Raw genomic sequence first — 20,184 nt, forward strand, 5'->3', positions numbered from 1 at the left:
CCCGGATCTGTGAGCGGATGGGCTCACGTGGCCTCGACGTCGAACGGCGGTGGATTGCCGCCGGTGAAGGCAGGGCTGATCTGCGAACGACGGGGAGCCACCGGCTCAGGCACGGGCTCCGCGATGGCGACTGTGGTTGCGGCCGCAGCCGGCTTCGAGTCGTCCTCGAGCAGGGCGTCCCTGATGATGCGGCGAGGATCGTACTGACGTGGATCGAGCTTGCGCCAGTCGACGTCGTCGATGTCCGGACCCATCTCCTCGCGCACCTTGGACTTCGTGTCGCGCAGGAAGAGACCGGCGCGCCGCACGAACTTGGAGAAGTTCTCAGCGACCCTGGGGAGGCGCTCAGGACCGATGATCATCACCGCGATCAGACCGATCAGCAGGAGCTTCTCGAAGGTGAGCCCGAATGTCATATGCCCAGGCTACCGCCGCGCCTGCCCTCGCCGCACACACCGTGCACATACCCTGGAAACAGGATGACGATCAACGGGAGAATCAGGCCATGAGCGAGCACGACGCGAACGCACGTTTCATCCGTGAATCCATCGTCGAACCGGACGCGATCGCCCGTGCGCGCGCCCACGCCGTGGAACTGGGCGCGTCCCCGATCAGTGCGGCCGTCGGTGCGCAGATCGCCGTGCTGGCCGCAGCCACCGGCGCTCGATCGATCGTCGAGATCGGCACCGGAGCCGGAGTGTCCGGACTGTGGCTGATGCGCGGTGCGCCGCAGGCGGTGCTGACCTCGATCGACAACGAGCCGGAGCATCTCGCCGCGGCACGCCAGGCGTTCGCCGACGCAAAGGTCCCCTCGACCAGGGCACGATTCATCACCGGCCGCGCCGCCGATGTGCTGCCGCGGATGAACGAGGCCTCCTATGACATCGTGCTCGTCGACGCGGATGCCGAGAACGTGATCGAGTACGTCGAGCACGGCCTGCGCCTGGCGCGCAACGGCGGACTGGTGCTCGTTCCCCGTGTCCTCGCCGGCGGCCGCGTCGCCGACCCCGTGCAGCGCGACGCCGTCACCGCCGCCTATCGCTCGCTCATCCAGGAGACTCAGGAGTCCTCGGCCGTGCTCGCGGCGGTATCACCCGCGGGCGAAGGACTGCTCCAGCTGGTCAGCATCGGCGACCGCACCTGACCACCGGCGAACCACACGCACAGAAGGGGCAGCGGATCATTGATCCGCTGCCCCTTCTGCATCCGCTCGCGCGGATGGGGATTTCGTCAGGCCGGCGTCACGACGGCTGCCAGCACGTCGTGAAGCTCCTTGGCCTCTGCATCGTTCACGGAGACAACCAGACGGCCGCCGCCCTCAAGCGGGACACGCACGATGATGAGTCGCCCCTCCTTCACGGCCTCCATCGGTCCGTCTCCGGTTCTTGGCTTCATCGCTGCCATCGTGGCTCCTTTCCCTCGGTCGTATGGATTAACTTTATCGGGTGTCGCCGACGCCCGGACGTCACATGTGAAGAAATGCATCAACCCTTAACGTTCAGGGCACCTGCCAGAACGTGTTGCCGAGGGCGTAGACGTGGTAGATCCAGAGCCATTGGCCGAGCAGAACCGCCGCCAGGACCCCGAGCCGCCAGGGGCGCGACCGCGGAACGGCGATTGCTCCCCACAGCGGGCTGAGCGGAATGAGCAACCGGAACGTGCTCGACTGCGGGAAGAACACCGCCAGCAGGTACAGCGCGTAGCTCAGGCTCCACAATCGCAGATCGGCGCCGAGCGCCCTCACGTGGCGCGATCGCAACAGGGCGACACCGAAGGCGGCCACCAGCACGATGAGGGCGATGAGGCCCCACCATGGCGGCATCCCCCACTGGCCGAACCAGAACTGCGCCGCCTGGATCCATCCATCGAACGGCACGAACCCCGAGGCGCCGCCGGAGACCCAGTTGCGCCGCCACGCGAGCTCTGTGGCGAGGTAGGCACCGGCGTCCCCGGTCACGAGCCCCGCGATCGCCTGCCAGCCGAAGCCGGTCGCGGTGGCGAGGGCGCCGAGCGCGACGATGTGAACGATCTCGCGAACCGGCAGCGGATCCTCACGGCGGCGGATCCAGCGGAGGATTCCGTAGAGGCCGAGGTACAGCGCGAACGCGAGAATGCCTGGACGCGTGAAGGCCATCACCGGAACGAGGAGATACAGCAGCCAGAAACGGCGCCGGGCCACGGCATCCAGAGCGAGGAACAGGAAGAGCAGGAAGAGCGTCTCCGCGTAGCCGACCTGGAATAGCGCTCCGAGCGGGCCCGCGGCGAAGAACACGACCGCCCACATGGCGGCCGAGGCACCGATCCTGTCGCGGAGCAGCCGATGCAGCGCGAGGCAGGCGAGGAACCCGGCCACCAACGAGACGAGAATTGCGCCAGCACCCCAGGACCCGAAGAGGAGCCCCAGCGCTTTCGCTGCGTATGCGTACACGGGCATGAACGCCCAGGTGTTCTCAGCAACCTCACCGGACTCCGTCAGCGGCAGTTCCCCCGGGTAGCCGTACTCGGCGACCGACCAATACCACTGCGCGTCCCAGCCGAGGACGAAGTCGACGAGCCCTGCATCCGCCCCGAACCGGGAGAGCGGCGTCGACAACGACGCGGCGAGCAGGAGCAGACCGGTCGTCACCAACCGTGCGGACACATAGACGACGGCGATACGCGCGACGATGGGAATCTGCGCCCAGCGTCGGGCGGCTCCGATCAGCGGGCCGTGAGCCACGCGCGGAGTCCCCGCTCCACGGCATCGATCTGGGCGAGCGGAACGCGTTCCTGATCGTGATGAGCCAGGTGCGGGTCGCCGGGTCCGTAGTTCACCGCGGGGATGCCGAGGGCCGAGAACCGGGCAACATCCGTCCACCCGTACTTCGGCCGCGGTTCGGCGCCGACAGCAGCGACGAACTCCTGGGCGATCGGCGCGTCCAGCCCCGGACGGGCGCCCTCGGCGGCATCCGTGATCTCCACTTCGAAGCCGGCGAGAACGCCGCGCACGTGCGCCTCGGCCTCTGCCGCGTTCTTGTTCGGGGCGAAGCGGTAGTTCACCTCGACCTCGCACGCGTCCGGAATGACATTGCCCGCCACGCCGCCCGCGATGCGCACGGCGCTGAGACTCTCTCGATACAGCAGCCCGTCTACGGCAATCTCGCGGGCCTGGTACTCAGCCAGCCGACTGAGGATGGGAGCCGCGCGGTGGATGGCGTTGTCACCGACCCAGGCGCGGGCGCTGTGCGCACGCACGCCGACGGTGCGCACGATCGCACGCAGCGTGCCGTTGCAGCCGCCCTCGACCTCGCCGTTGGACGGCTCACCGAGGATCGCGAAGTCCGCAGCGAACAGGTCAGGGCGAACCGCAGCCAGAAGGCCGAGCCCGTTCTTCGACGCCTCGACCTCTTCGTTGTCGTACCACATCCAGGTGATATCGATCACGGGGTCGACGAGGTCGGCGGCGAGCTTCAACTGCACGGCGGTCCCGGACTTCATGTCGACGGTGCCTCGCCCCCAGAGAAAGGCCTCGCCGTCGATCTCGATATCGCGAGTCGGCAGGTTCTCGTTGATCGGGACTGTGTCGATGTGTCCCGCGATCACGACGCGCTGGGCGCGGCCGAGGTCGGTGCGGGCGACGATGGTGTTTCCATGGCGGATCACTTCGAGGTGCGCCAGCGGCGCGACGGCCGCCTCGATCGCGTCGGCCAGCGTCTGCTCATCACCGGAGACGCTGGGGATGTCGCAGATCGCGCGAGTGAGATCGACGGAGGACGCGGTCAGGTCGAGCGGCATGCGTTCCAGCCTACTGTCGTGGATTCGGTAGCGTTGAGGCATGACAGAAGCGCGCACCGCCTGGGGAGTCGGCCTCACCACCATCGCCGGCGACGGCACCGTCCTGGATGCCTGGTTCCCCGAAGTCGGCTCCGGCCCGTTGAGCGCAGCGGATGCCGCCGCAGCGGTTGTCACCTGGGAGGCGTTGGCTGAGCCCGACGAGCGGCGCAACGTCACCGTCGAGGTCGTGCAGCTGCAGATCGATCTGGATGCCGCACCCGCTTCGACGGCCGATGCCTACCTGCGTCTGCATGCCCTCTCCCACCTCGTGGTGCGCCCGAACGAGTTGAATCTCGACGGGATCTTCGGACACCTCCCGACCGTCGCGTGGACGAGCGCAGGGCCGATGCACCCGAGCGATGCCGCCCGCCTGCGACCGCTACTGCAACGTGCCGGCATCCAGGTGCAGGGACTGGACAAGTTCCCTCGGCTCACCGACTACGTCCTGCCGGCCGGCGTGCGGATCGCAGACGCCTCGCGAGTACGCCTGGGAGCGCACCTCTCCCCCGGCACGACCGTGATGCACGAGGGCTTCGTGAACTTCAACGCCGGAACGCTCGGCGCCGCCATGGTCGAGGGACGCATCTCGCAGGGCGTCGTCGTCGGAGCGGACAGCGACATCGGCGCCGGCGCCTCGATCATGGGCACCCTCTCCGGTGGCGGCACCGTACGGGTCTCGATCGGCGAGCGCTCGCTGCTGGGCGCGAACGCCGGCATCGGCATCGCGCTCGGCGACGACTGCATCGTCGAGGCCGGTCTCTACGTCACGGCGGGCTCCAAGGTCCTGCTGGCTGACGGCCCCGACACCGCCGACGGCGGCAAGCGCGTCGTGAAGGCCGGCGAGCTGAGCGGCCGCAACGGTCTCCTGTTCTGGCGCAACTCCGTCACGGGTGCGATCGAGGCGAAGCAGCGCGCAGGCGTCGGCGTCACCCTGAACGAGGCGCTGCACGCCTGACAGCCCCCGCATTCCTGACGTTCCGCTCGGGCTGCTGGCGGGGCGCACAGGGTACGTCTGACGCCCCGTGCTAGTCTCATAGGGATACCTCTCGCGAGAGCGAGACGTCTGCGTCGTCGACACGCTCCCGCGCCACTTGCTGGTTCTGGCCTTTTCGAACGGCGAAACGATGCGCGATCCCGCGCCGTCGCCCACCTTCCCGCACAGCGCCTCTGTTGCGTGTGCACTCACGGAGATACATCTATGACTTCCTTCCTCGACCTCGGCGTGCCCGCCGATCTCGCTGCAGTCCTTGCTGCAGATGGCAAGACCGAGGCGTTCGCCATCCAGCGCGACACCCTCCCCGACTCCCTCGCCGGCCGTGACCTCCTCGGCCGCGGCCGCACCGGCAGTGGCAAGACCATCGCCTTCGCGCTTCCGCTCGTCGCCCGTCTCGCGGCGTCGTCCCGCTCCAGCCGCGCCGGCCACCCGCGCGGCCTCGTGCTCGCTCCGACCCGCGAGCTCGCCACCCAGATCGCAGCGACCATCGCGCCGCTCGCGGCAGCGGCCGGCCTCCGCGTCACCACCGTGTTCGGTGGCGTCAGCCAGCGCCCGCAGGAGCAGGCGCTCCGCAGCGGCGTCGACATCGTCGTCGCCTGCCCCGGCCGTCTCGAAGACCTGATGAAGCAGCGGGTCGTGCACCTCGACGCCGTCGAGATCACCGTGCTCGACGAGGCCGACCACATGGCCGACCTCGGCTTCCTGCCCGGTGTCACCCGCATCCTCACCGCGACTCCGGCCGGCGGACAGCGTCTGCTGTTCAGCGCCACGCTGGACCGCGGTATCGACACCCTCGCTCGCCGGTTCCTCTCGAACGCGGTCAGCCACGAGGTCGACGAGTCCAGCGTGCCGGTCGGCGAGATGACGCACCGCGTGCTCGTCGTCGATTCCACCGACAACAAGACGACCCTGGTCCGCGAACTCGCGTCGGGCACCGGCCGCCGCATCCTGTTCACCCGCACCAAGCACCAGGCGAAGAAGCTCGCCAAGCAGCTGACCGCCGCCGGCATCCCGGCTGTGGATCTGCACGGCAACCTGTCCCAGAACGCGCGTGAGCGCAACCTGGGCGCCTTCTCGTCCGCTCCGGAAGACGGCGGCGTGCGCGTGCTCGTCGCCACCGACGTCGCCGCCCGCGGTGTGCACGTCGACAACGTCGACCTGGTCGTGCACGTCGACCCGCCGATGGAGCACAAGGCGTACCTGCACCGCTCGGGTCGTACCGCGCGCGCAGGCGCTGCCGGTACCGTCGTCACCGTCGTGCTCCCCGAGCAGCGTCGTGACGTGAAGGACCTTCTCCGCAAGGCATCCATCACCGCACCTCTCGAAGACGTCACCGCCGGTGCCGTCGCCGAGCTCGTCGGCCAGCGTGCCGAGCACGTGCGCCCGGCGCCGATCGTTCAGCAGCAGCCGCAGCGTCAGGCGCCCAAGCAGCGCCCCGCCGGTGCCGGCGCTCCCCCGGCCCGTCGCAGCCGCCGTCCCCGTCCTGCCGGTCAGGGTCAGGCGCAGGGCGCCGGTCGCGGCCAGGGTGGCGGCCAGGGCCGTCGCAGCTCGCAGGGACGCTGATCTAGCCTCACTCCCCATCTAGGAGTCGTACATGGCCGCCATCCTTTGAGGATGGCGGCCATCTGCGTCTCCCGGCGTGCTCGGAACGCGCTGATCAGGGCCTGCGGCCTCAGCGCCGTACGGACTCCAGGACGACCGGATCTGCGCATCCCCTGGCGAAGCCGGCGATGCGCCGCCGGATCTCGAAGCCCAGCACCCGCACGCCGATCCACTCGGCCACCGGTGCGAGCCATATCGGACGGCAGGAGAAGTTGTACTTCCACACCGCGAGCGTGCCCGTGCCGGACGGCGCGGGCGTGAACCGCCAGCCGCCGCCGAGCTTCGAGAAGAACCAGGGGCCGTCCACCATCACCATCCCCACGTTCGTCGGCGGGGCGTACGAGACGTAGCGACTGACCATCGAGAAGCCGAAACGCTGACGGGTGTAGGTGAGCACGCCCTTGTCCGCGGCTGTCGCGCCGTCGAGGAAGTGCTGTTCACTGATGAATCGATCCCAGCGCCGACGTACCTGACCCGTCGTCTGCGACACCGCGAACGCCGTCGCCGGATCCACCGGGACGACGACCTCAGCGCTGACGACCGGCACGGTCGTGGCTCAGCGGCCCGGGTACTGCCGTTCCGGCCAGCCGGTGTACAGCTGCTGCGGCCGGCCGATCTTCGTCTGCGGGTCGTTCTGCAGCTCGCGCCACTGGGCGAGCCAGCCCGGCAGACGGCCGATCGCGAACAGCACGGTGAACATGCGGGTCGGGAAACCCATCGCCTTGTAGATGACGCCGGTGTAGAAGTCGACGTTCGGGTACAGACGACGCTCGCGGAAGTAATCGTCGGCGAGTGCGAGCTCCTCGAGCTCCTGAGCGAGATCCAGAAGCGGATCGGTGACCCCGAGCTCGGCAAGAACCTCGCGAGCCGCCTCCTTCACGAGCTTGGCGCGCGGGTCGTAGTTCTTGTACACCCGGTGCCCGAAGCCCATCAGCTTCACGCCCTCTTCCTTGTTCTTCACCCGCTCGACGAAGCGCGAGACGCTCTGTCCCGAGTCGCGGATCTGGCCGAGCATCGTCAGCACGGCCTCGTTCGCCCCGCCGTGCAGGGGTCCGGAGAGGGCCTGGATGCCCGCCGAGATCGACGCGAACTGATTCGCTCCGGTGGACCCGACGAGGCGGACCGTCGACGTGGAGGCGTTCTGCTCGTGGTCTTCGTGCAGGATGAGCAGCAGCTCGAGCGCCTTCGACATCACCGGGTTGATCTCGTAGGGCTCGGAATGCACGCCGAAGTTCAGCTTCAGGAAGTTGTCGACGAAGCTCAGCGAGTTGTCCGGGTAGAGGAACGCCTGACCGATGCTCTTCTTATGCGCGTACGCGGCGATGACGGGGAGCTTCGCGAGCATCCGCACCATGTTCAGCTCGACGTGCTCAGGGTTCGCCGGATCGGATTCCTGCTGGTAGTACGTCGAAAGGGCAGCCACCGCGGAGGAGAGCACCGCCATCGGGTGCGCGTTGTCCGGCAGCGCCTGGAAGAAGTGCTTGAGATCTTCGTGCAGCAGCGTGTGGCGGCGGATCTTCTCGTCGAACTCCGCCAGCTCGGATGCCGACGGCAGCTCGCCGTAGATGAGCAGCCAGGCGACTTCGAGGTAATTCGTGTTGCCCGCGAGCTGCTCGATCGGATATCCGCGATAGCGCAGGATGCCCTTGTCACCGTCGATGAAGGTGATGTCGGACTTCGTCGAAGCCGTGTTGACGAAACCGTAGTCCAGCCCGGTGTATCCGGTCTGGCGGGTCAGCGTGGAGAAGTCGATGCTGTTATGCCCTGCGGTGCCGCGCACCAGGGGGAACTCTGCGGTGGTCTCACCGATCGTCAGCTTCGCTGTGGCCTGCTGGTCTGCCGCTGCGCTCACGCGGACCTCCTCATAGGTGTCTTGCACGTAGGTCTCTCGACTTCAGTCAAAAAAATCAGGGCGATGTCACGACGCAGAGCGTCAGGCCGGGTCACAGCCGAATCGCTTTTACAGCCTAGTAGCCGCATCGGCCTACTGTGACATCCGCCAAGAGACATCGCTCAGGCGGGAGAGATCCTACAGATTTCCGCCAAGCAGACGCCGCGCTGCTTCGGCGACTCGCTCGCTCGGCGCTGTCAGCGCGAGTCGCACGTGCTCTCCGGAGCTCGCGCCGTAGAACGGGCCGGGACCCGCCAGGATGCCGAGTTCGGAGAGTCGCTGCATCGACTCCCATGCATCACGGCCTTCGGTGGCCCACAGGTACAGGCCTGCCTCAGAGCCATCGACCCGGAAGCCCGCAGCCTCCACGGCCGGGCGAAGGAGGTCGCGCCGCTCGCGGTACAGCTCCTTCTGCGCAGCGACGTGCTCGTCATCCCTCAAGGCGACGGCCATGGCATGCTGCACCGGAGCGGGCGGCATCAGGCCGAGGTGCTTGCGGGCCGTGAGCAGCTCGCCGACGATCCGAGCGCAGCCGGCGAGAAACGCCGCCCGGTATCCGGCCAGGTTCGACTGCTTGCTCAAGGAGTACACGCTGAGCAGGTTGGCCCGACTGCCGCCGGTGACTCGGGGGTCGAGTACCGAGGGCACCGGCTCGGTGACCCAGGGGCCGTCCCAGCCGAGTTCTGCGTAGCATTCGTCGCTCGCAAGCACGGCTCCGAGTTCGCGAGCACGTGTCACCGCGGCGGCGAGCTCGCTGATCGACCACGTCCGTCCGTCCGGGTTGCCCGGCGTGTTGATCCAGATGAGCTTGGTGCCATCCGGCCATTCCGCTGGATCATCGGCAGGCAACGGCGTCGCGCCTGCGACGCGCGCACCGACCTCATACGTGGGGTAGGCCACACGGGGGTGCACGACGATGTCGCCCTCGCCGAGGCCGAGGAGCGTCGGCAGTAGTGCGACGAGCTCCTTGGATCCGATCGTCGGGAGCACGTTGTCGACGGTGAGATCCGGCACGCCGCGGCGGCGCGCATACCAGTCGACGATGGCTTCACGCAGGGCCGGCGTACCGACAGTCTGAGGGTAGGCGTGCGCATCGGTGGCCTCGGCGAGCGCTCGGCGGATGATCTCGGGCGTGGGGTCGACCGGGGAACCGATGGAGAGATCGACGATCCCCTGCGGATGCTGAGATGCGCGCTCCCGGTACGGAGCGACGGCGTCCCACGGATAATCTGCGAGGTCGCGGATGCTCACTTACTCGCCCTGCGGCGGGAGAGCAGAGATGATCGGGTGGTCGAAGGCGAGGACACCCGTCTTGGCCGCGCCACCAGGGGAACCGATCTCGTCGAAGAACTCGACGTTCGCCTTGTAGTAGTCGGCCCACTCCTCGGGGAGATCATCCTCGTAGTAGATCGCCTCGACCGGACACACCGGTTCACAGGCACCGCAGTCCACACATTCATCCGGATGGATGTACAGCGAACGCTCCCCCTCATAGATGCAGTCCACGGGGCACTCGTCGATGCAAGCACGATCCTTCACATCGACACACGGCAGAGCGATCACATACGTCACCGCTCCAGTCTACGACTCGTGGCTGGACGCAGATCTCCGAACACCCGGATCAAGGGGCACGGCAGTGATGAGCGGCGCCTGTTCCGGCGATTCCGCGACGGGGGCCTGCTCCGCATGCGTGCGCACCTGCAGACGAGAGAACGAGGGCCAGGCGACGGCGAGGAGCACGAGCCCCGCCACGATGTACGTCCAGATGCGCCCGGAGAGGGTGTCCTCCACGACGACGGAGCCACCGGGACCGACGCCCGAGATGAGCACGAGCGTTCCGATCATTCCGAGGCCCGCCGCGAGCGTCGCGCCGCGATCGTGGGTGAGCGCTCGGATCGCGATGAGAATCGCGGCGCAGGCGATCGCGCCGATGATGAGGCCCACCGGGATCGGCCCCCACATCAGGCTGTGCCCGATCGTTCCGGCGACGCCATAGACACCGCCGACGAGTGCCGCGGCGATCCACGACAGAACTCGGGAGATCCAGCTGATGCGCACCTCAGAATTCTACTCGGGCCGAACGTTCAGGCCGCGAGGCCTGCCAGACGGAGCAGCGCTGCCACCAGCGCCGCGGCGAACACGACGACGAGGAACGACTGCTTCAGCCACAGGAGCCCTGCTGCCACGAGGAGCGCAGGCACCCTGGCGTCGACGATGACCGCCTGGCCGTCGCCGAGCGTCTGCACGGCCACGAGAGCGGCGAGCAGCCCGACGGTGAGCAGGTCGGAGATGCGGGCCGGACGCGGCGCTTCGAGCACCTTCGGCGGCACGAGGTAACCGATCGCCTTGAGCGCCAGACAGATCAGCGCGGCGAGAAGTATCGCGCTCCACACGCTCATCGCGGCACCTCCGAGGCGTTCGTCGCCGCCGCGGCGGGTTCAGCACGGCCGAGCCAGTTGAACCAGCCGACGAGGATCGCGACCATCGCGGCGACGAGCACCGGAAGTCCCGGCATCAGGAACGGGGTGAATGCGGCGGCGACGACTGCGGCCGCGATGCCGACGGCGATGGCCTGACGCTGCTTCAAACGCGGCCACAGCAGCGCCAGGAACGCCGCGGCGGCCGCGGCATCCAGCCCCCAGGTCTTCGGATCCCCGAGCACATCTCCGACGAGAGCACCGATGAGCGTCGTGGCATTCCACCCCAGGAAGATCCCGATCCCGGTGACCCAGAACCCGACCTGTCGCAGACGCGGATCGTTCTGCGAGATCGCGACCGCGGTGGACTCGTCTATCGTGAAGTGCGCGGCGGCGGCGCGCCGCCAGGCGCCTCCGCCGACGACGGGCGACATCCGCATCCCGTAGGCGACGTTGCGGACGCCCAGAAGTGCGGCGGACGCGACCGCGGAGGGCAGGGCGGCAAGGCCCCCGGCCGCGAACACCCCGACGAAGGCGAACTGCGACCCGCCGGTGAACATCAGCAGGCTCAGGACGCAGGCCTGCAGGACGTCCAATCCGGCCGCGACGGCGAGCGCTCCGAAGGAGATGCCGTAGGCGCTGGTCGCGAGCACCACACCCAGCGCCTCGCGCCAGACCTCACGTTCCGCGGACACGCAGCTCCCTTCGATGGACAAGCGTTCGTTCAAACGAACGCACGTCTATCATTCTGAACAGAGTGTTGCGGATAGTCAAGCGAACGATCGTTTGACATGATGAACACATGGAGGATCTGCGCACTCGAATCGCTCGCACCCTGCGGCGGGAGCGGGAGGCGGCCGGCTTGTCGGTCTCCGAGCTCGCCCGCCGCGCCGGCATCTCGAAGGCGACCGTCTCTCAGCTCGAGAGCGGCGCGGGCAACCCGAGCGTCGAGACTCTCTGGGCGCTGGGCGTCGCCCTCGACGTGCCGTTCGCGGTACTCGTCGATCAGCAGGCCAACGCCCCGACGCTCATTCGCGCCGCCGATCTTGCCGGGGTGCCAGCCGCGGCGGCGGCATACAGCGCGACGCTGCTCGCGGCCAGCCCTCCCGGCGCCCGCAGAGATCTGTATCTCATCCAAGCGGACCCCGGAAAGGCTCGGGTATCCGATCCGCACCACCCGGGGACGACCGAGCACGTCATCCTGATCTCCGGCGAAGCACAGGTCGGCCCAGTGGGCGAAACTGTGACCCTCCGGCCAGGCGACTACCTCTCGTACCCGGGCGATGCTCCGCACATCTTCGAAGCGGCCGCGCCGGGCACGAGTGCGGTGCTCATCTCAGAGCTCCGCTGACCCCCTCGGCCGTTCAGTACCAATCCGTCGACTGCGAATGCGACCAAGCGCTGCACGGCGTGCCGTATACAGACGAGATGTACCCGAGACCCCACGCGATCTGTGTCGCTGCGTTCGTCTCCCAGTCGCTGCCCGCCGAGGCCATCTTGCTGCCGGGCAGTGACTGCGGGATGCCGGTGGCGCCACTGGAGTCGTTGTACGCCTGGTAGTTCCAGCCGGATTCCTTATTCCACAGCGAATCGAGGCAGGAGAACTGATCGGCGCCCCAGCCGTACTGGTTGGCCGCCATCTGCTGGGCGGTCGCCTTCGCGCCGTCGACCGTGTTCGTCGCAGCCAGCGAGGCGAGCTGCGCCGCCTGTTCTGCGGCGGCCTGCTCTGCTGCGGCCTGTGCCGCGTCGGCGACGGCCTTCTGCTCCTGTGCGGCGGTGAACGCCGCCTGCAGCTTCTCGGTGTCCGCGAGCACCTCTTCGGTCTCGGTGACGGAATCCGCGGTGAGGACGGCCAGCACCAGCACCGGCATCTCGGCGCGATCATCCAGCGCATCGATCCGGTCCTGCAGATCAGTGGTGTCGAGCGGTGCGACGGCCGGGTCGATCGCCAGGCCGGATTCAGCGACCTCATCGGTCAGCGCATCGGCGGCGGCCACGGCCTCCCGCGCTTCCACCATCGTGATCGCGGCAGTGTCCGCGTTCTTCGTGGGCAGTTCGGAACCGGTGACGAACGCCGAGACGATCGCCGTCGCATCCGACTGTTCGGCGCCGGCAGCCGGTGCCGACACGAGGCCGGCGGTGAGAGCTGCGCCGAGAAGCGCCGCCGTCGCCGTGCCGAGGATCATCATCGGACGGCGTGCGGTGACGGCTGCACGGGCGGACGCTGCCGCGGAGGCGCGCCGAAGGGTACGGGTCTTGTGAAGCATGGGTTTCGACTTTCGGGTCGTCGTACGCCCTCGACAGGAGACTCATCGGGAGTTCGTCCCGGGCGCAAGCCATCGAGTCTGCACGACGAACCTGAGTGAAAACCTGCTCTCACCTGGGCATTACATGAGAAGAGGGCCCCGCGCGCGCCGATTCGGCGCTGCGGGGCCCTCTTTCAGAGGCGATTCTCAGACGTTGGCGTCCTGGCGCTTGAGGCGCGCAGTCTCGCGTGCGCGGGTGTTCGCGTCGAGGTTCACCTTGCGGATGCGCACGACCTCGGGCGTCACTTCGACGCACTCGTCGTCGCGGGCGAACTCCAGGCTCTCCTCCAGCGTCAGCTGACGCGGCGGGGTCATCGACTCGAACGTGTCGGAGCTCGCTGCACGCATGTTGGTGAGCTTCTTCTCCTTGGTGATGTTCACGTCCATGTCGTCGGCGCGCGAGTTCTCACCGATCACCATGCCCTCGTAGACCTCCTGCGTGGGCTGCACGAAGAACGACATGCGCTCCTGCAGGGCGATCATCGCGAACGGGGTGACGACACCCTGGCGGTCAGCGACGATCGAACCGTTCTGACGCGTCGTGATGGAGCCGGCCCACGGCTCGTAGCCGTGCGAGATCGCGTTCGCGATGCCGGTGCCGCGAGTGGTGGTCAGGAACTCGCTGCGGAAGCCGATGAGGCCGCGCGACGGGACGATGAACTCCATGCGCACCCAGCCGGTGCCGTGGTTGGTCATGTTCTCCATGCGGCCCTTGCGGTTCGCCAGGAGCTGCGTGATCGCGCCGAGGTGCTCTTCCGGAGTGTCGATGGTGAGGTGCTCGAACGGCTCGTAGGTCTTGCCGTCGACCTTCTTCGTGACCACCTGCGGCTTGCCGACAGTGAGCTCGAAGCCTTCGCGGCGCATGTTCTCGACGAGGATCGCGAGGGCCAGCTCTCCGCGGCCCTGCACTTCCCACGCATCCGGACGTCCGATGTCGACGACCTTGAGCGAGACGTTTCCGATGAGCTCCTTGTCGAGACGGTCCTTGACCATGCGAGCGGTGAGCTTGTGGCCCTTGACCTTGCCCATGAGCGGCGAGGTGTTGGTGCCGATCGTCATCGAGATGGCGGGGTCATCGACCGTGATGGCCGGGAGCGGACGCACATCTTCGGGGTCGGCGATGGTCTCACCGATCGTGATGTTCTCGAAACCGGCGATCGCGACGATGTCGCCGGGGCCGGCGGACTCTGCGGGGTAGCGCTCGAGGGCGCGAGTCTTCAGGAGCTCGGTGATACGAGCGTTCTGGTGGGTGCCGTCGGCGCGGACCCAGGCCACTGTCTGGCCCTTCTTCAGCGTGCCGTTGAAGACACGGAGCAGGGCCAGACGACCGAGGAACGGGCTGGAGTCGAGGTTCGTGACCCATGCCTGCAGCGGGGCCTCGTCGTCGTACGCCGGAGCCGGCACGTGCTTGAGGATCGCCTCGAAGAGCGGTTCGAGGTCACCGTTGTCGGGCAGCGAGCCGTTCTCCGGGCGGTTGAGCGACGCGGCGCCGTTGCGGCCGGACGCGTAGACGATCGGCACGTCGAGCAGGGCATCGACGTCGAGGTCCGGCACGTCGTCGACGAGGTCGGACGCGAGGCCGAGCAGCAGGTCGTGTGCTTCTTCCTCGACCTCGGCGATGCGGGCGTCGGGACGGTCGGTCTTGTTGACCAGGAGGATGACGGGCAGCTTCGCCTCGAGCGCCTTGCGCAGCACGAAGCGGGTCTGCGGCAGCGGCCCCTCGGACGCGTCCACGAGCAGCACGACGCCGTCGACCATCGACAGGCCGCGCTCGACCTCGCCGCCGAAGTCGGCGTGGCCGGGGGTGTCGATCACGTTGATCGTGATCTCCTTGCCCTCGGCGTGCTTGCCCTTGTAGGTGATCGCCGTGTTCTTGGCGAGGATCGTGATGCCCTTCTCACGCTCGAGGTCGTTGGAGTCCATGGCACGTTCTTCCATGTGCTCGTGAGAGCCGAAAGAGCCGGTCTGACGCAGCATGGCGTCGACGAGCGTGGTCTTTCCGTGGTCGACGTGCGCGACGATTGCGACGTTGCGGAGGTCAGAGCGGAGGGCGTGCGCCATGCAGAAGTCCTAAAAGGGAGGGGAAAGGGTCGGGATGCCGACATACCAGGGTATCGCATGGCCAGGCATCGTTCCTGGGCGGACGTCGTACGATCGGGGACGTGACCCCTCGACCCGCCCCGGCACTCGCGCCAGACACGCCTCCCACACCCTCGCGCACGCGGCTGTGGTGGGAGATCGCGATCGTCCTGGCGCTCGGACTCGGCCAGTCCGCGGTGTACGCGATCGTCCAGCTCGCCTATCGACTCACCGACGAGAAGCCGCTCGCCGATCAGGTGGCGACACTCAATCCCTCGCGCAGCGATCGCGAACTGTTCGACCTGATCTACCAGGTGCTCTCGATCGGGTTCTCCATCGTCCCGGTGCTGCTGGTGTGCTTCCTGCTCTGGCAGTCGTCGCGCCCGCACCTCGGCCGGCTCGGCCTCGACGGCACCCGGACCGGGCGGGACACCGGCGGCGGCATCCTGCTGGTGCTGGCGATCGGCATCCCCGGCCTCGCCCTGTATCTCGTCGGACGCATGCTGGGACTCTTCGTCGCCGTGAACCCGGCCGGGCTGGACGCGTACTGGTGGACGGTGCCGGTCCTGCTGCTCGCCGCGGCACGCGCCTCCCTGCAGGAGGAGTTCGTCGTGCTCGGCTACCTGTTCGCGCGGCTGAAGCAGCTGGGATGTGGGCCCTGGACGATCATCATCGCCACCAGCGTGCTGCGTGCGAGCTATCACCTCTATCAGGGACCGGGCGCGTTCATCGGGAATTTCGCGATGGGGATGCTGTTCGGCTGGCTGTTCCTGCGCACCGGACGACTGCTGCCCTTCCTGGTCGCGCATTTCCTCATCGACGCGACGGTGTTCGTCGGCTACCCGTGGGCCGCCGCGACCTGGCCCGCGCTGTTCGGCCTGCCGGCGTAGTCCCTCCGCCGCTCTACGAGGCCGCGCACAGCGGGCGGGTCAGAGATTCGCGATCACGACGGCTGCGGCTGCCCAGAGCACGAGCACGCCCAGCACGATCAGTGCCGATCCGTCCCAGGTGCGACGGATCGGAGCATCCGCTGCACCGCCGGCCGCCTCCCAGCGATCCCGGATCCCGGTGAGCTCGCGAACGCCCGCCGGCATCTTGACCTCCATGTCATCCCGCGAAGGGCGACGCACCGGGCGCGACCGCGCCGGACCGCCGTAGCAGGTGACGTCGGTGCCGTCGTCGAGCGAGAACACCAGCTGCCAGCGCATATCGATGTCTCGCACCCGGGTCCAGCCGAAGCTCGTCCTGCGGAGCATGTTCTGCACGAGCGCTCCGTCCGCGTCGACGCGGACGAGGGAGACGGAGCTGACCTCATAGACCACCCACAACGTCAGCAGCACCCACGGGGCGAGCAGGAGCATCTGCCCCCAGCCCGCGCGCACCACGGCATCACCGAGGAGGAACGCCGCAAGCAGCCCCGAGATGATCATCACGACCGGCCCGGAGGACGCGCGGAACGTCCGCGTGCCCTCCGGGCGTTCGTCGTCCGTCACCGTCAGCGTCCGCCGAGCGCGATAGAGGCGCCGGGGATCGCCTGCAAGAGGCGATCCGTGTACTCCTGCTGCGGGTTCGCGAAGATCTCATCGACCGTGCCCTGCTCGACGACGCGCCCCTTCTCCATCACGCACACGAGGTCGCTCGAGACGCGAACGACCGCGAGGTCGTGCGTGATGAACAGGTACGTCAGATCGAGCTCCGACTGCAGGTCGGCGAGCAGCTTCAGGACCTGATCCTGCACCAGCACATCGAGCGCCGACACGGCCTCATCGAGAACGACGATGTCGGGCTTGAGGGCGAGCGCGCGAGCGATCGCGACGCGCTGCCGTTGTCCGCCGGACAACTCGTTCGCGTACCTCGTCGCCAGCACCCGCGGCAGCGAGACCTGATCGAGGAGCTCCTCCACCCGTTCCCGCTGCGAGGTGCGATCGCCCACACCGTGGATCTGCAGCGGTTCTGCGATGGTGGCACCGATGTTGCGCAGCGGGTCGAGAGATCCGTACGGGTCCTGGAAGACCGGCTGCATGCGTCGACGCAGGCCGAACGCCTGAGCGTTCGAGAGGCGCGACACATCCTGGCCGTCGATCTCGATGGTGCCGCTGGTCGGCTCTTCGAGCTTGAGCACCATCTTCGCCACCGTCGACTTGCCCGAGCCGGATTCCCCGACGAGAGCCAGGGTCTTGCCCTTCGGGATCTCGAAGGTGACGTCGTCGACAGCCCGGAATGCTTCGCTGCGGAAGCCTCCCTGGCGGATCCGGTAGTCCTTCGTGAGGCCGGCCACTCGCACCGTCGGCGGGATGTCGGCGAGGTCCTTGAGGGTTTCGATGCCCCGGTCCTCGACGACCGCCTGGATGCGCTGCGATGCGATGCTGGGCGCTGCGGAGACCAGTCGTTTCGTGTACGGATGCTGTGGATCCTCGAGGATCTGCCGGCTAGGCCCTGCCTCGACGATGTTCCCGTTGCTCATCACAATGATCTTCTCCGCACGCTCGGCCGCCAAGCCGAGGTCGTGGGTGATCAGAAGCACCGAAGTGCCCCTGTCACGTGTGAGAGAGGCCATGTGATCGAGGATCACCCGCTGCACGGTGACGTCCAGCGCGGAGGTCGGCTCGTCGGCGATGAGCAGCTTCGGGTCGGCTGCCAGGCCGATTCCGATCAGCGCGCGCTGCCGCATGCCTCCGGAGAACTGGTGCGGGAACTGATGCAGACGCCGCTCGGCATCCGCCAGGCCGGCCTGCTGCAGCACCTCGATCGCGCGCGCCTTGACGGCGGCGCGGCCCTGTGCGATCCCGTTGGCCCGGATCGCCTCCTTCACCTGGAAGCCGATGCTCCACACAGGGTTGAGGTTCGACATCGGATCCTGCGGCACGAAGCCGATCTCGCGGCCCCGAACGTTCTCGATCGCGGTGCGGCCGAGGGTGGTCAGCTCGCGGCCGTCGAGCGTGATCGATCCGCCGGTGATCATTCCGGTGCCGGGAAGGAGGTTCACGATGGCTGTGGCCGTCGTGGACTTGCCCGAACCCGACTCCCCGACGATCGCCACGGTCTCACCCGGGAAGATGTCGAAGCTCGCCCCGTGGAGAACCTCTTTCACGCCCTCCTGCGTGCGGAACGCGACCGTGAGGTCGCGCACGCTGAGCAGGGGGATCTGTGCGGCTGCACGATCGTTCATCGACGTGCCCTCGCCTTCGGGTCGAGGGCGTCTCGGATCAGCTCGCCCAGAGTCACGAACGCGAGCACCGCAAGGGTGAGCGCGATCGACGGATAGATGAGTGCCATCGGCGCGACGCGCAGCGACGACTGCGCCGCGCTGATGTCATTGCCCCACGACATGGTCGAGCTTCCCAGACCGACGCCGAGGAACGACAGCGTCGCCTCGGCGACGATCGACGCGGCGAGGCTGAGCGTCGTCAGGACGAGCAGCGGCGCGAGCGCGTTCGGAATCACGTGGGCGACGAGAGTTCCGAATTTGCCCTTGCCGAGCGCCCGCGACGCGACGACGAAGTCGGCCTGCCGGACTCTCAGCACTTCGGCGCGCACGACTCTGGCGGTCGATGCCCAGGCGAAACCACCGATCGCGAGCGCGAGGACCGGTACGGACCGGTACTGCGAGAACACCGTCATGACGACGACTGCCGCGAGGATGTACGGGATCGCGAAGAAGATGTCGCCGACCCGCGAGAGCAGCGAATCCAGCCATCCTCCGTAGAACCCGGCCAGCGCGCCCATGATCAGCCCGAGGACCGAGGAGATGAGCGTGGCGAGCAGGCCGACCGACAGCGAGGTCTGCGCACCCCAGATGAGGCGTGCGTAGATGTCGCATCCTTGGAACGTGAACCCGAGCGGGTGCCCGTCTGTCGGCCCGCCGTTGCTGTTCGAGAGCTGGCAGTCGCCGTTCGGTGGGGTCGAGGTGAACAGGGTCGGCCACACTGCCATCACCAGGAAGATGAGGGCGAGCGCGACGGAAGCCCAGAACAGCGGGCGACGTCGGAGATCAGTCCACGCGTCACGCCACAGGTTGCTCGGCTTCTCGGCGATCCGCACCGCGTCGACGGAGATCGTCTCCGTCTCGATCGGCGCGACGAAGTGCTTCTGCGTAGTGGGGTCAGGCATAACGGATCCTTGGGTCGAGCAGACCGTAGAGCAGGTCGATGACGAGGTTGACCAGGACGTACAGGATCACGAAGACCGTGACGAAGGAGACCACGGTGGGGCCTTCATTGCGGATCGCGGCCTGGTACAGCGTGTTGCCGACACCGGGGACGTTGAAGATGCCCTCCGTGACGGTCGCACCGACCAGCAGCACACCGAAGTTGGTCGCCGAGTTCGTGATCACCGGGATCAGGGAGTTGCGAAGCACGTGCACGGGGATCACGCGGCCGCGCGACAGGCCCTTGCTGTACGCGGTGCGCACCCAGTCCTGATTGAGGGTGTCGATCACCGAACTGCGCATGAGCCGCATGCTGACCGCATACAGGCTGAAGCCGAGCACGATCGCGGGCAGCCACAGGCCGCCCCAGTCGTTGTCGGCGCCGACGGTGGGCTTGAACAGTCCCCACTGGATCGCGAGGAAGTACTGCGCGAGGAACGCGACGACGAAGATCGGGATCGCGATCGCGACGAGCGCGACGACCAGAGCGACATGGTCGAACAGCTTGCCCTTGTACAGCGCCGAGATCGTGCCGATGATGATCGCGAGCACGAACTCGATGCCGATGGCCATCACCGCGAGCCGGCCGGTGACCGGAAGCGTCTCGACGAGCACCGCGGAGACGGGGCGACCCGAGAACGTGGTGCCGAGGTCACCCTGGAACACCCCGGTGATGTAGTACCAGTACTGCACGATGAACGGGTCGTTCAGGTGGTATTGCTCGCGTAGCTGCTGCACGACCGCCGGGTTCGGGGTGCGGTCGCCGAACAGGGCGAGGATCGGGTCGCCTGGCATGGCGAACACGAGGAAATAGATGAGCAGGGTGGCTCCGAAGAACACCGGAATCACCTGCAGGAAACGTCTCAGGATATAGCCGAGCATCTGTTGTCCCGTAGTCAGGAAGCGAAAAGGTATGACCAACACGGCCTGTGAGG

General features: G+C 67.5%; 22 protein-coding genes. 5 read left to right on the forward strand and 17 right to left on the reverse strand.

The window, feature by feature from the left end; all coding sequences use genetic code 11:
- Nucleotides 1-23: 23 nt before the first annotated feature.
- The gene (locus LTA6_RS18645; protein WP_363545564.1) at nucleotides 24-416 is read right to left on the reverse strand and encodes a Sec-independent protein translocase TatB; all 393 of its coding nucleotides are present in this window, start codon (nucleotides 414-416) and stop codon (nucleotides 24-26) included.
- Between the two features lie 89 nt (nucleotides 417-505).
- Between LTA6_RS18645 and LTA6_RS18650 the strand changes: the two genes are divergently transcribed.
- Nucleotides 506-1,144: a class I SAM-dependent methyltransferase gene (locus LTA6_RS18650; RefSeq protein ID WP_341975358.1), complete on the forward strand. Its 639-nt coding sequence runs from the start codon at nucleotides 506-508 to the stop codon at nucleotides 1,142-1,144.
- Nucleotides 1,145-1,230: 86 nt separating this feature from the next.
- On the opposite strand, the gene LTA6_RS18655 is transcribed toward LTA6_RS18650, so the two are convergent.
- The 3 genes from LTA6_RS18655 to dapE all read right to left on the reverse strand — a co-directional run bounded on the left by LTA6_RS18655 (nucleotide 1,231) and on the right by dapE (nucleotide 3,774).
- Nucleotides 1,231-1,404, reverse strand: a complete 174-nt coding sequence (locus LTA6_RS18655; RefSeq protein ID WP_067122349.1) for a DUF3117 domain-containing protein — start codon at nucleotides 1,402-1,404, stop codon at nucleotides 1,231-1,233.
- Between the two features lie 94 nt (nucleotides 1,405-1,498).
- The gene (locus tag LTA6_RS18660; RefSeq protein ID WP_407358383.1) at nucleotides 1,499-2,719 is read right to left on the reverse strand and encodes a hypothetical protein; all 1,221 of its coding nucleotides are present in this window, start codon (nucleotides 2,717-2,719) and stop codon (nucleotides 1,499-1,501) included.
- On the reverse strand, nucleotides 2,701-3,774 hold the full coding sequence (gene dapE, locus LTA6_RS18665) for a succinyl-diaminopimelate desuccinylase (protein ID WP_407358384.1): 1,074 nt from the start codon (nucleotides 3,772-3,774) through the stop codon (nucleotides 2,701-2,703). Before dapE ends, LTA6_RS18660 begins: the two co-directional genes overlap by 19 nt.
- A gap of 40 nt (nucleotides 3,775-3,814) precedes the next feature.
- On the opposite strand from dapE, the gene dapD reads away from it, so the two are divergent.
- Nucleotides 3,815-4,768: a 2,3,4,5-tetrahydropyridine-2,6-dicarboxylate N-succinyltransferase gene (dapD, locus tag LTA6_RS18670; protein WP_407358385.1), complete on the forward strand. Its 954-nt coding sequence runs from the start codon at nucleotides 3,815-3,817 to the stop codon at nucleotides 4,766-4,768.
- A gap of 243 nt (nucleotides 4,769-5,011) precedes the next feature.
- Complete coding sequence (locus LTA6_RS18675) at nucleotides 5,012-6,370, forward strand: DEAD/DEAH box helicase (RefSeq protein WP_341975362.1); 1,359 nt, start codon at nucleotides 5,012-5,014, stop codon at nucleotides 6,368-6,370.
- A 109-nt stretch (nucleotides 6,371-6,479) separates the two neighbouring features.
- Here the strand turns inward: LTA6_RS18675 and LTA6_RS18680 are convergent, their stop codons facing one another.
- The 7 genes from LTA6_RS18680 to LTA6_RS18710 all read right to left on the reverse strand — a co-directional run bounded on the left by LTA6_RS18680 (nucleotide 6,480) and on the right by LTA6_RS18710 (nucleotide 11,412).
- Entirely contained in the window at nucleotides 6,480-6,956 is a 477-nt protein-coding gene (locus tag LTA6_RS18680) for an SRPBCC family protein (protein WP_407358386.1), read from the reverse strand.
- A gap of 9 nt (nucleotides 6,957-6,965) precedes the next feature.
- Nucleotides 6,966-8,261: a citrate synthase gene (locus LTA6_RS18685; RefSeq protein ID WP_341975364.1), complete on the reverse strand. Its 1,296-nt coding sequence runs from the start codon at nucleotides 8,259-8,261 to the stop codon at nucleotides 6,966-6,968.
- 177 nt (nucleotides 8,262-8,438) lie between these two features.
- Nucleotides 8,439-9,551 (reverse strand): succinyldiaminopimelate transaminase, encoded by a 1,113-nt coding sequence (gene dapC / locus LTA6_RS18690; RefSeq protein WP_407358387.1) that lies wholly within the window; start codon nucleotides 9,549-9,551, stop codon nucleotides 8,439-8,441.
- Entirely contained in the window at nucleotides 9,552-9,872 is a 321-nt protein-coding gene (fdxA, locus tag LTA6_RS18695) for a ferredoxin (RefSeq protein ID WP_341975366.1), read from the reverse strand. It lies immediately after the preceding gene.
- Nucleotides 9,873-9,881: 9 nt separating this feature from the next.
- Nucleotides 9,882-10,358: a histidinol dehydrogenase gene (locus LTA6_RS18700; protein ID WP_341975367.1), complete on the reverse strand. Its 477-nt coding sequence runs from the start codon at nucleotides 10,356-10,358 to the stop codon at nucleotides 9,882-9,884.
- Nucleotides 10,359-10,384: 26 nt separating this feature from the next.
- The gene (locus LTA6_RS18705; protein ID WP_407358388.1) at nucleotides 10,385-10,699 is read right to left on the reverse strand and encodes an AzlD domain-containing protein; all 315 of its coding nucleotides are present in this window, start codon (nucleotides 10,697-10,699) and stop codon (nucleotides 10,385-10,387) included.
- Complete coding sequence (locus LTA6_RS18710) at nucleotides 10,696-11,412, reverse strand: AzlC family ABC transporter permease (protein ID WP_407358389.1); 717 nt, start codon at nucleotides 11,410-11,412, stop codon at nucleotides 10,696-10,698. Before LTA6_RS18710 ends, LTA6_RS18705 begins: the two co-directional genes overlap by 4 nt.
- A gap of 107 nt (nucleotides 11,413-11,519) precedes the next feature.
- Here LTA6_RS18710 and LTA6_RS18715 point away from each other — a divergent pair, with 107 nt between their 5' ends.
- Complete coding sequence (locus tag LTA6_RS18715; protein WP_407358390.1) at nucleotides 11,520-12,068, forward strand: helix-turn-helix domain-containing protein; 549 nt, start codon at nucleotides 11,520-11,522, stop codon at nucleotides 12,066-12,068.
- Between the two features lie 13 nt (nucleotides 12,069-12,081).
- Here the strand turns inward: LTA6_RS18715 and LTA6_RS18720 are convergent, their stop codons facing one another.
- The gene (locus tag LTA6_RS18720; protein WP_407358391.1) at nucleotides 12,082-12,984 is read right to left on the reverse strand and encodes a phospholipase; all 903 of its coding nucleotides are present in this window, start codon (nucleotides 12,982-12,984) and stop codon (nucleotides 12,082-12,084) included.
- Nucleotides 12,985-13,170: 186 nt separating this feature from the next.
- Nucleotides 13,171-15,084: a translational GTPase TypA gene (typA, locus tag LTA6_RS18725; RefSeq protein WP_341975372.1), complete on the reverse strand. Its 1,914-nt coding sequence runs from the start codon at nucleotides 15,082-15,084 to the stop codon at nucleotides 13,171-13,173.
- Between the two features lie 101 nt (nucleotides 15,085-15,185).
- Between typA and LTA6_RS18730 the strand changes: the two genes are divergently transcribed.
- On the forward strand, nucleotides 15,186-15,992 hold the full coding sequence (locus tag LTA6_RS18730; RefSeq protein WP_407358392.1) for a CPBP family intramembrane glutamic endopeptidase: 807 nt from the start codon (nucleotides 15,186-15,188) through the stop codon (nucleotides 15,990-15,992).
- Between the two features lie 39 nt (nucleotides 15,993-16,031).
- Here LTA6_RS18730 and LTA6_RS18735 read toward each other — a convergent pair whose 3' ends face one another.
- From LTA6_RS18735 to LTA6_RS18750, 4 genes are read right to left on the reverse strand one after another with little or no spacing between them, the layout of a single operon-like run.
- Nucleotides 16,032-16,595, reverse strand: coding sequence for a PH domain-containing protein (locus LTA6_RS18735; protein ID WP_407358393.1), 564 nt, complete (start codon nucleotides 16,593-16,595; stop codon nucleotides 16,032-16,034).
- Between the two features lie 2 nt (nucleotides 16,596-16,597).
- Nucleotides 16,598-18,271, reverse strand: coding sequence for an ABC transporter ATP-binding protein (locus LTA6_RS18740; protein WP_341975375.1), 1,674 nt, complete (start codon nucleotides 18,269-18,271; stop codon nucleotides 16,598-16,600).
- Nucleotides 18,268-19,212, reverse strand: coding sequence for an ABC transporter permease (locus LTA6_RS18745; RefSeq protein WP_341975376.1), 945 nt, complete (start codon nucleotides 19,210-19,212; stop codon nucleotides 18,268-18,270). The genes LTA6_RS18740 and LTA6_RS18745 overlap by 4 nt, the downstream gene beginning before the upstream one ends.
- A complete protein-coding gene (locus tag LTA6_RS18750; protein ID WP_407358394.1) occupies nucleotides 19,205-20,131 on the reverse strand; it encodes an ABC transporter permease in 927 nt (308 codons plus the stop codon). Before LTA6_RS18750 ends, LTA6_RS18745 begins: the two co-directional genes overlap by 8 nt.
- Between the last annotated feature and the right edge of the window lie 53 nt (nucleotides 20,132-20,184).

It is taken from the genome of Microbacterium sp. LTA6, assembly GCF_045690355.1.
Taxonomy (GTDB): domain Bacteria; phylum Actinomycetota; class Actinomycetes; order Actinomycetales; family Microbacteriaceae; genus Microbacterium.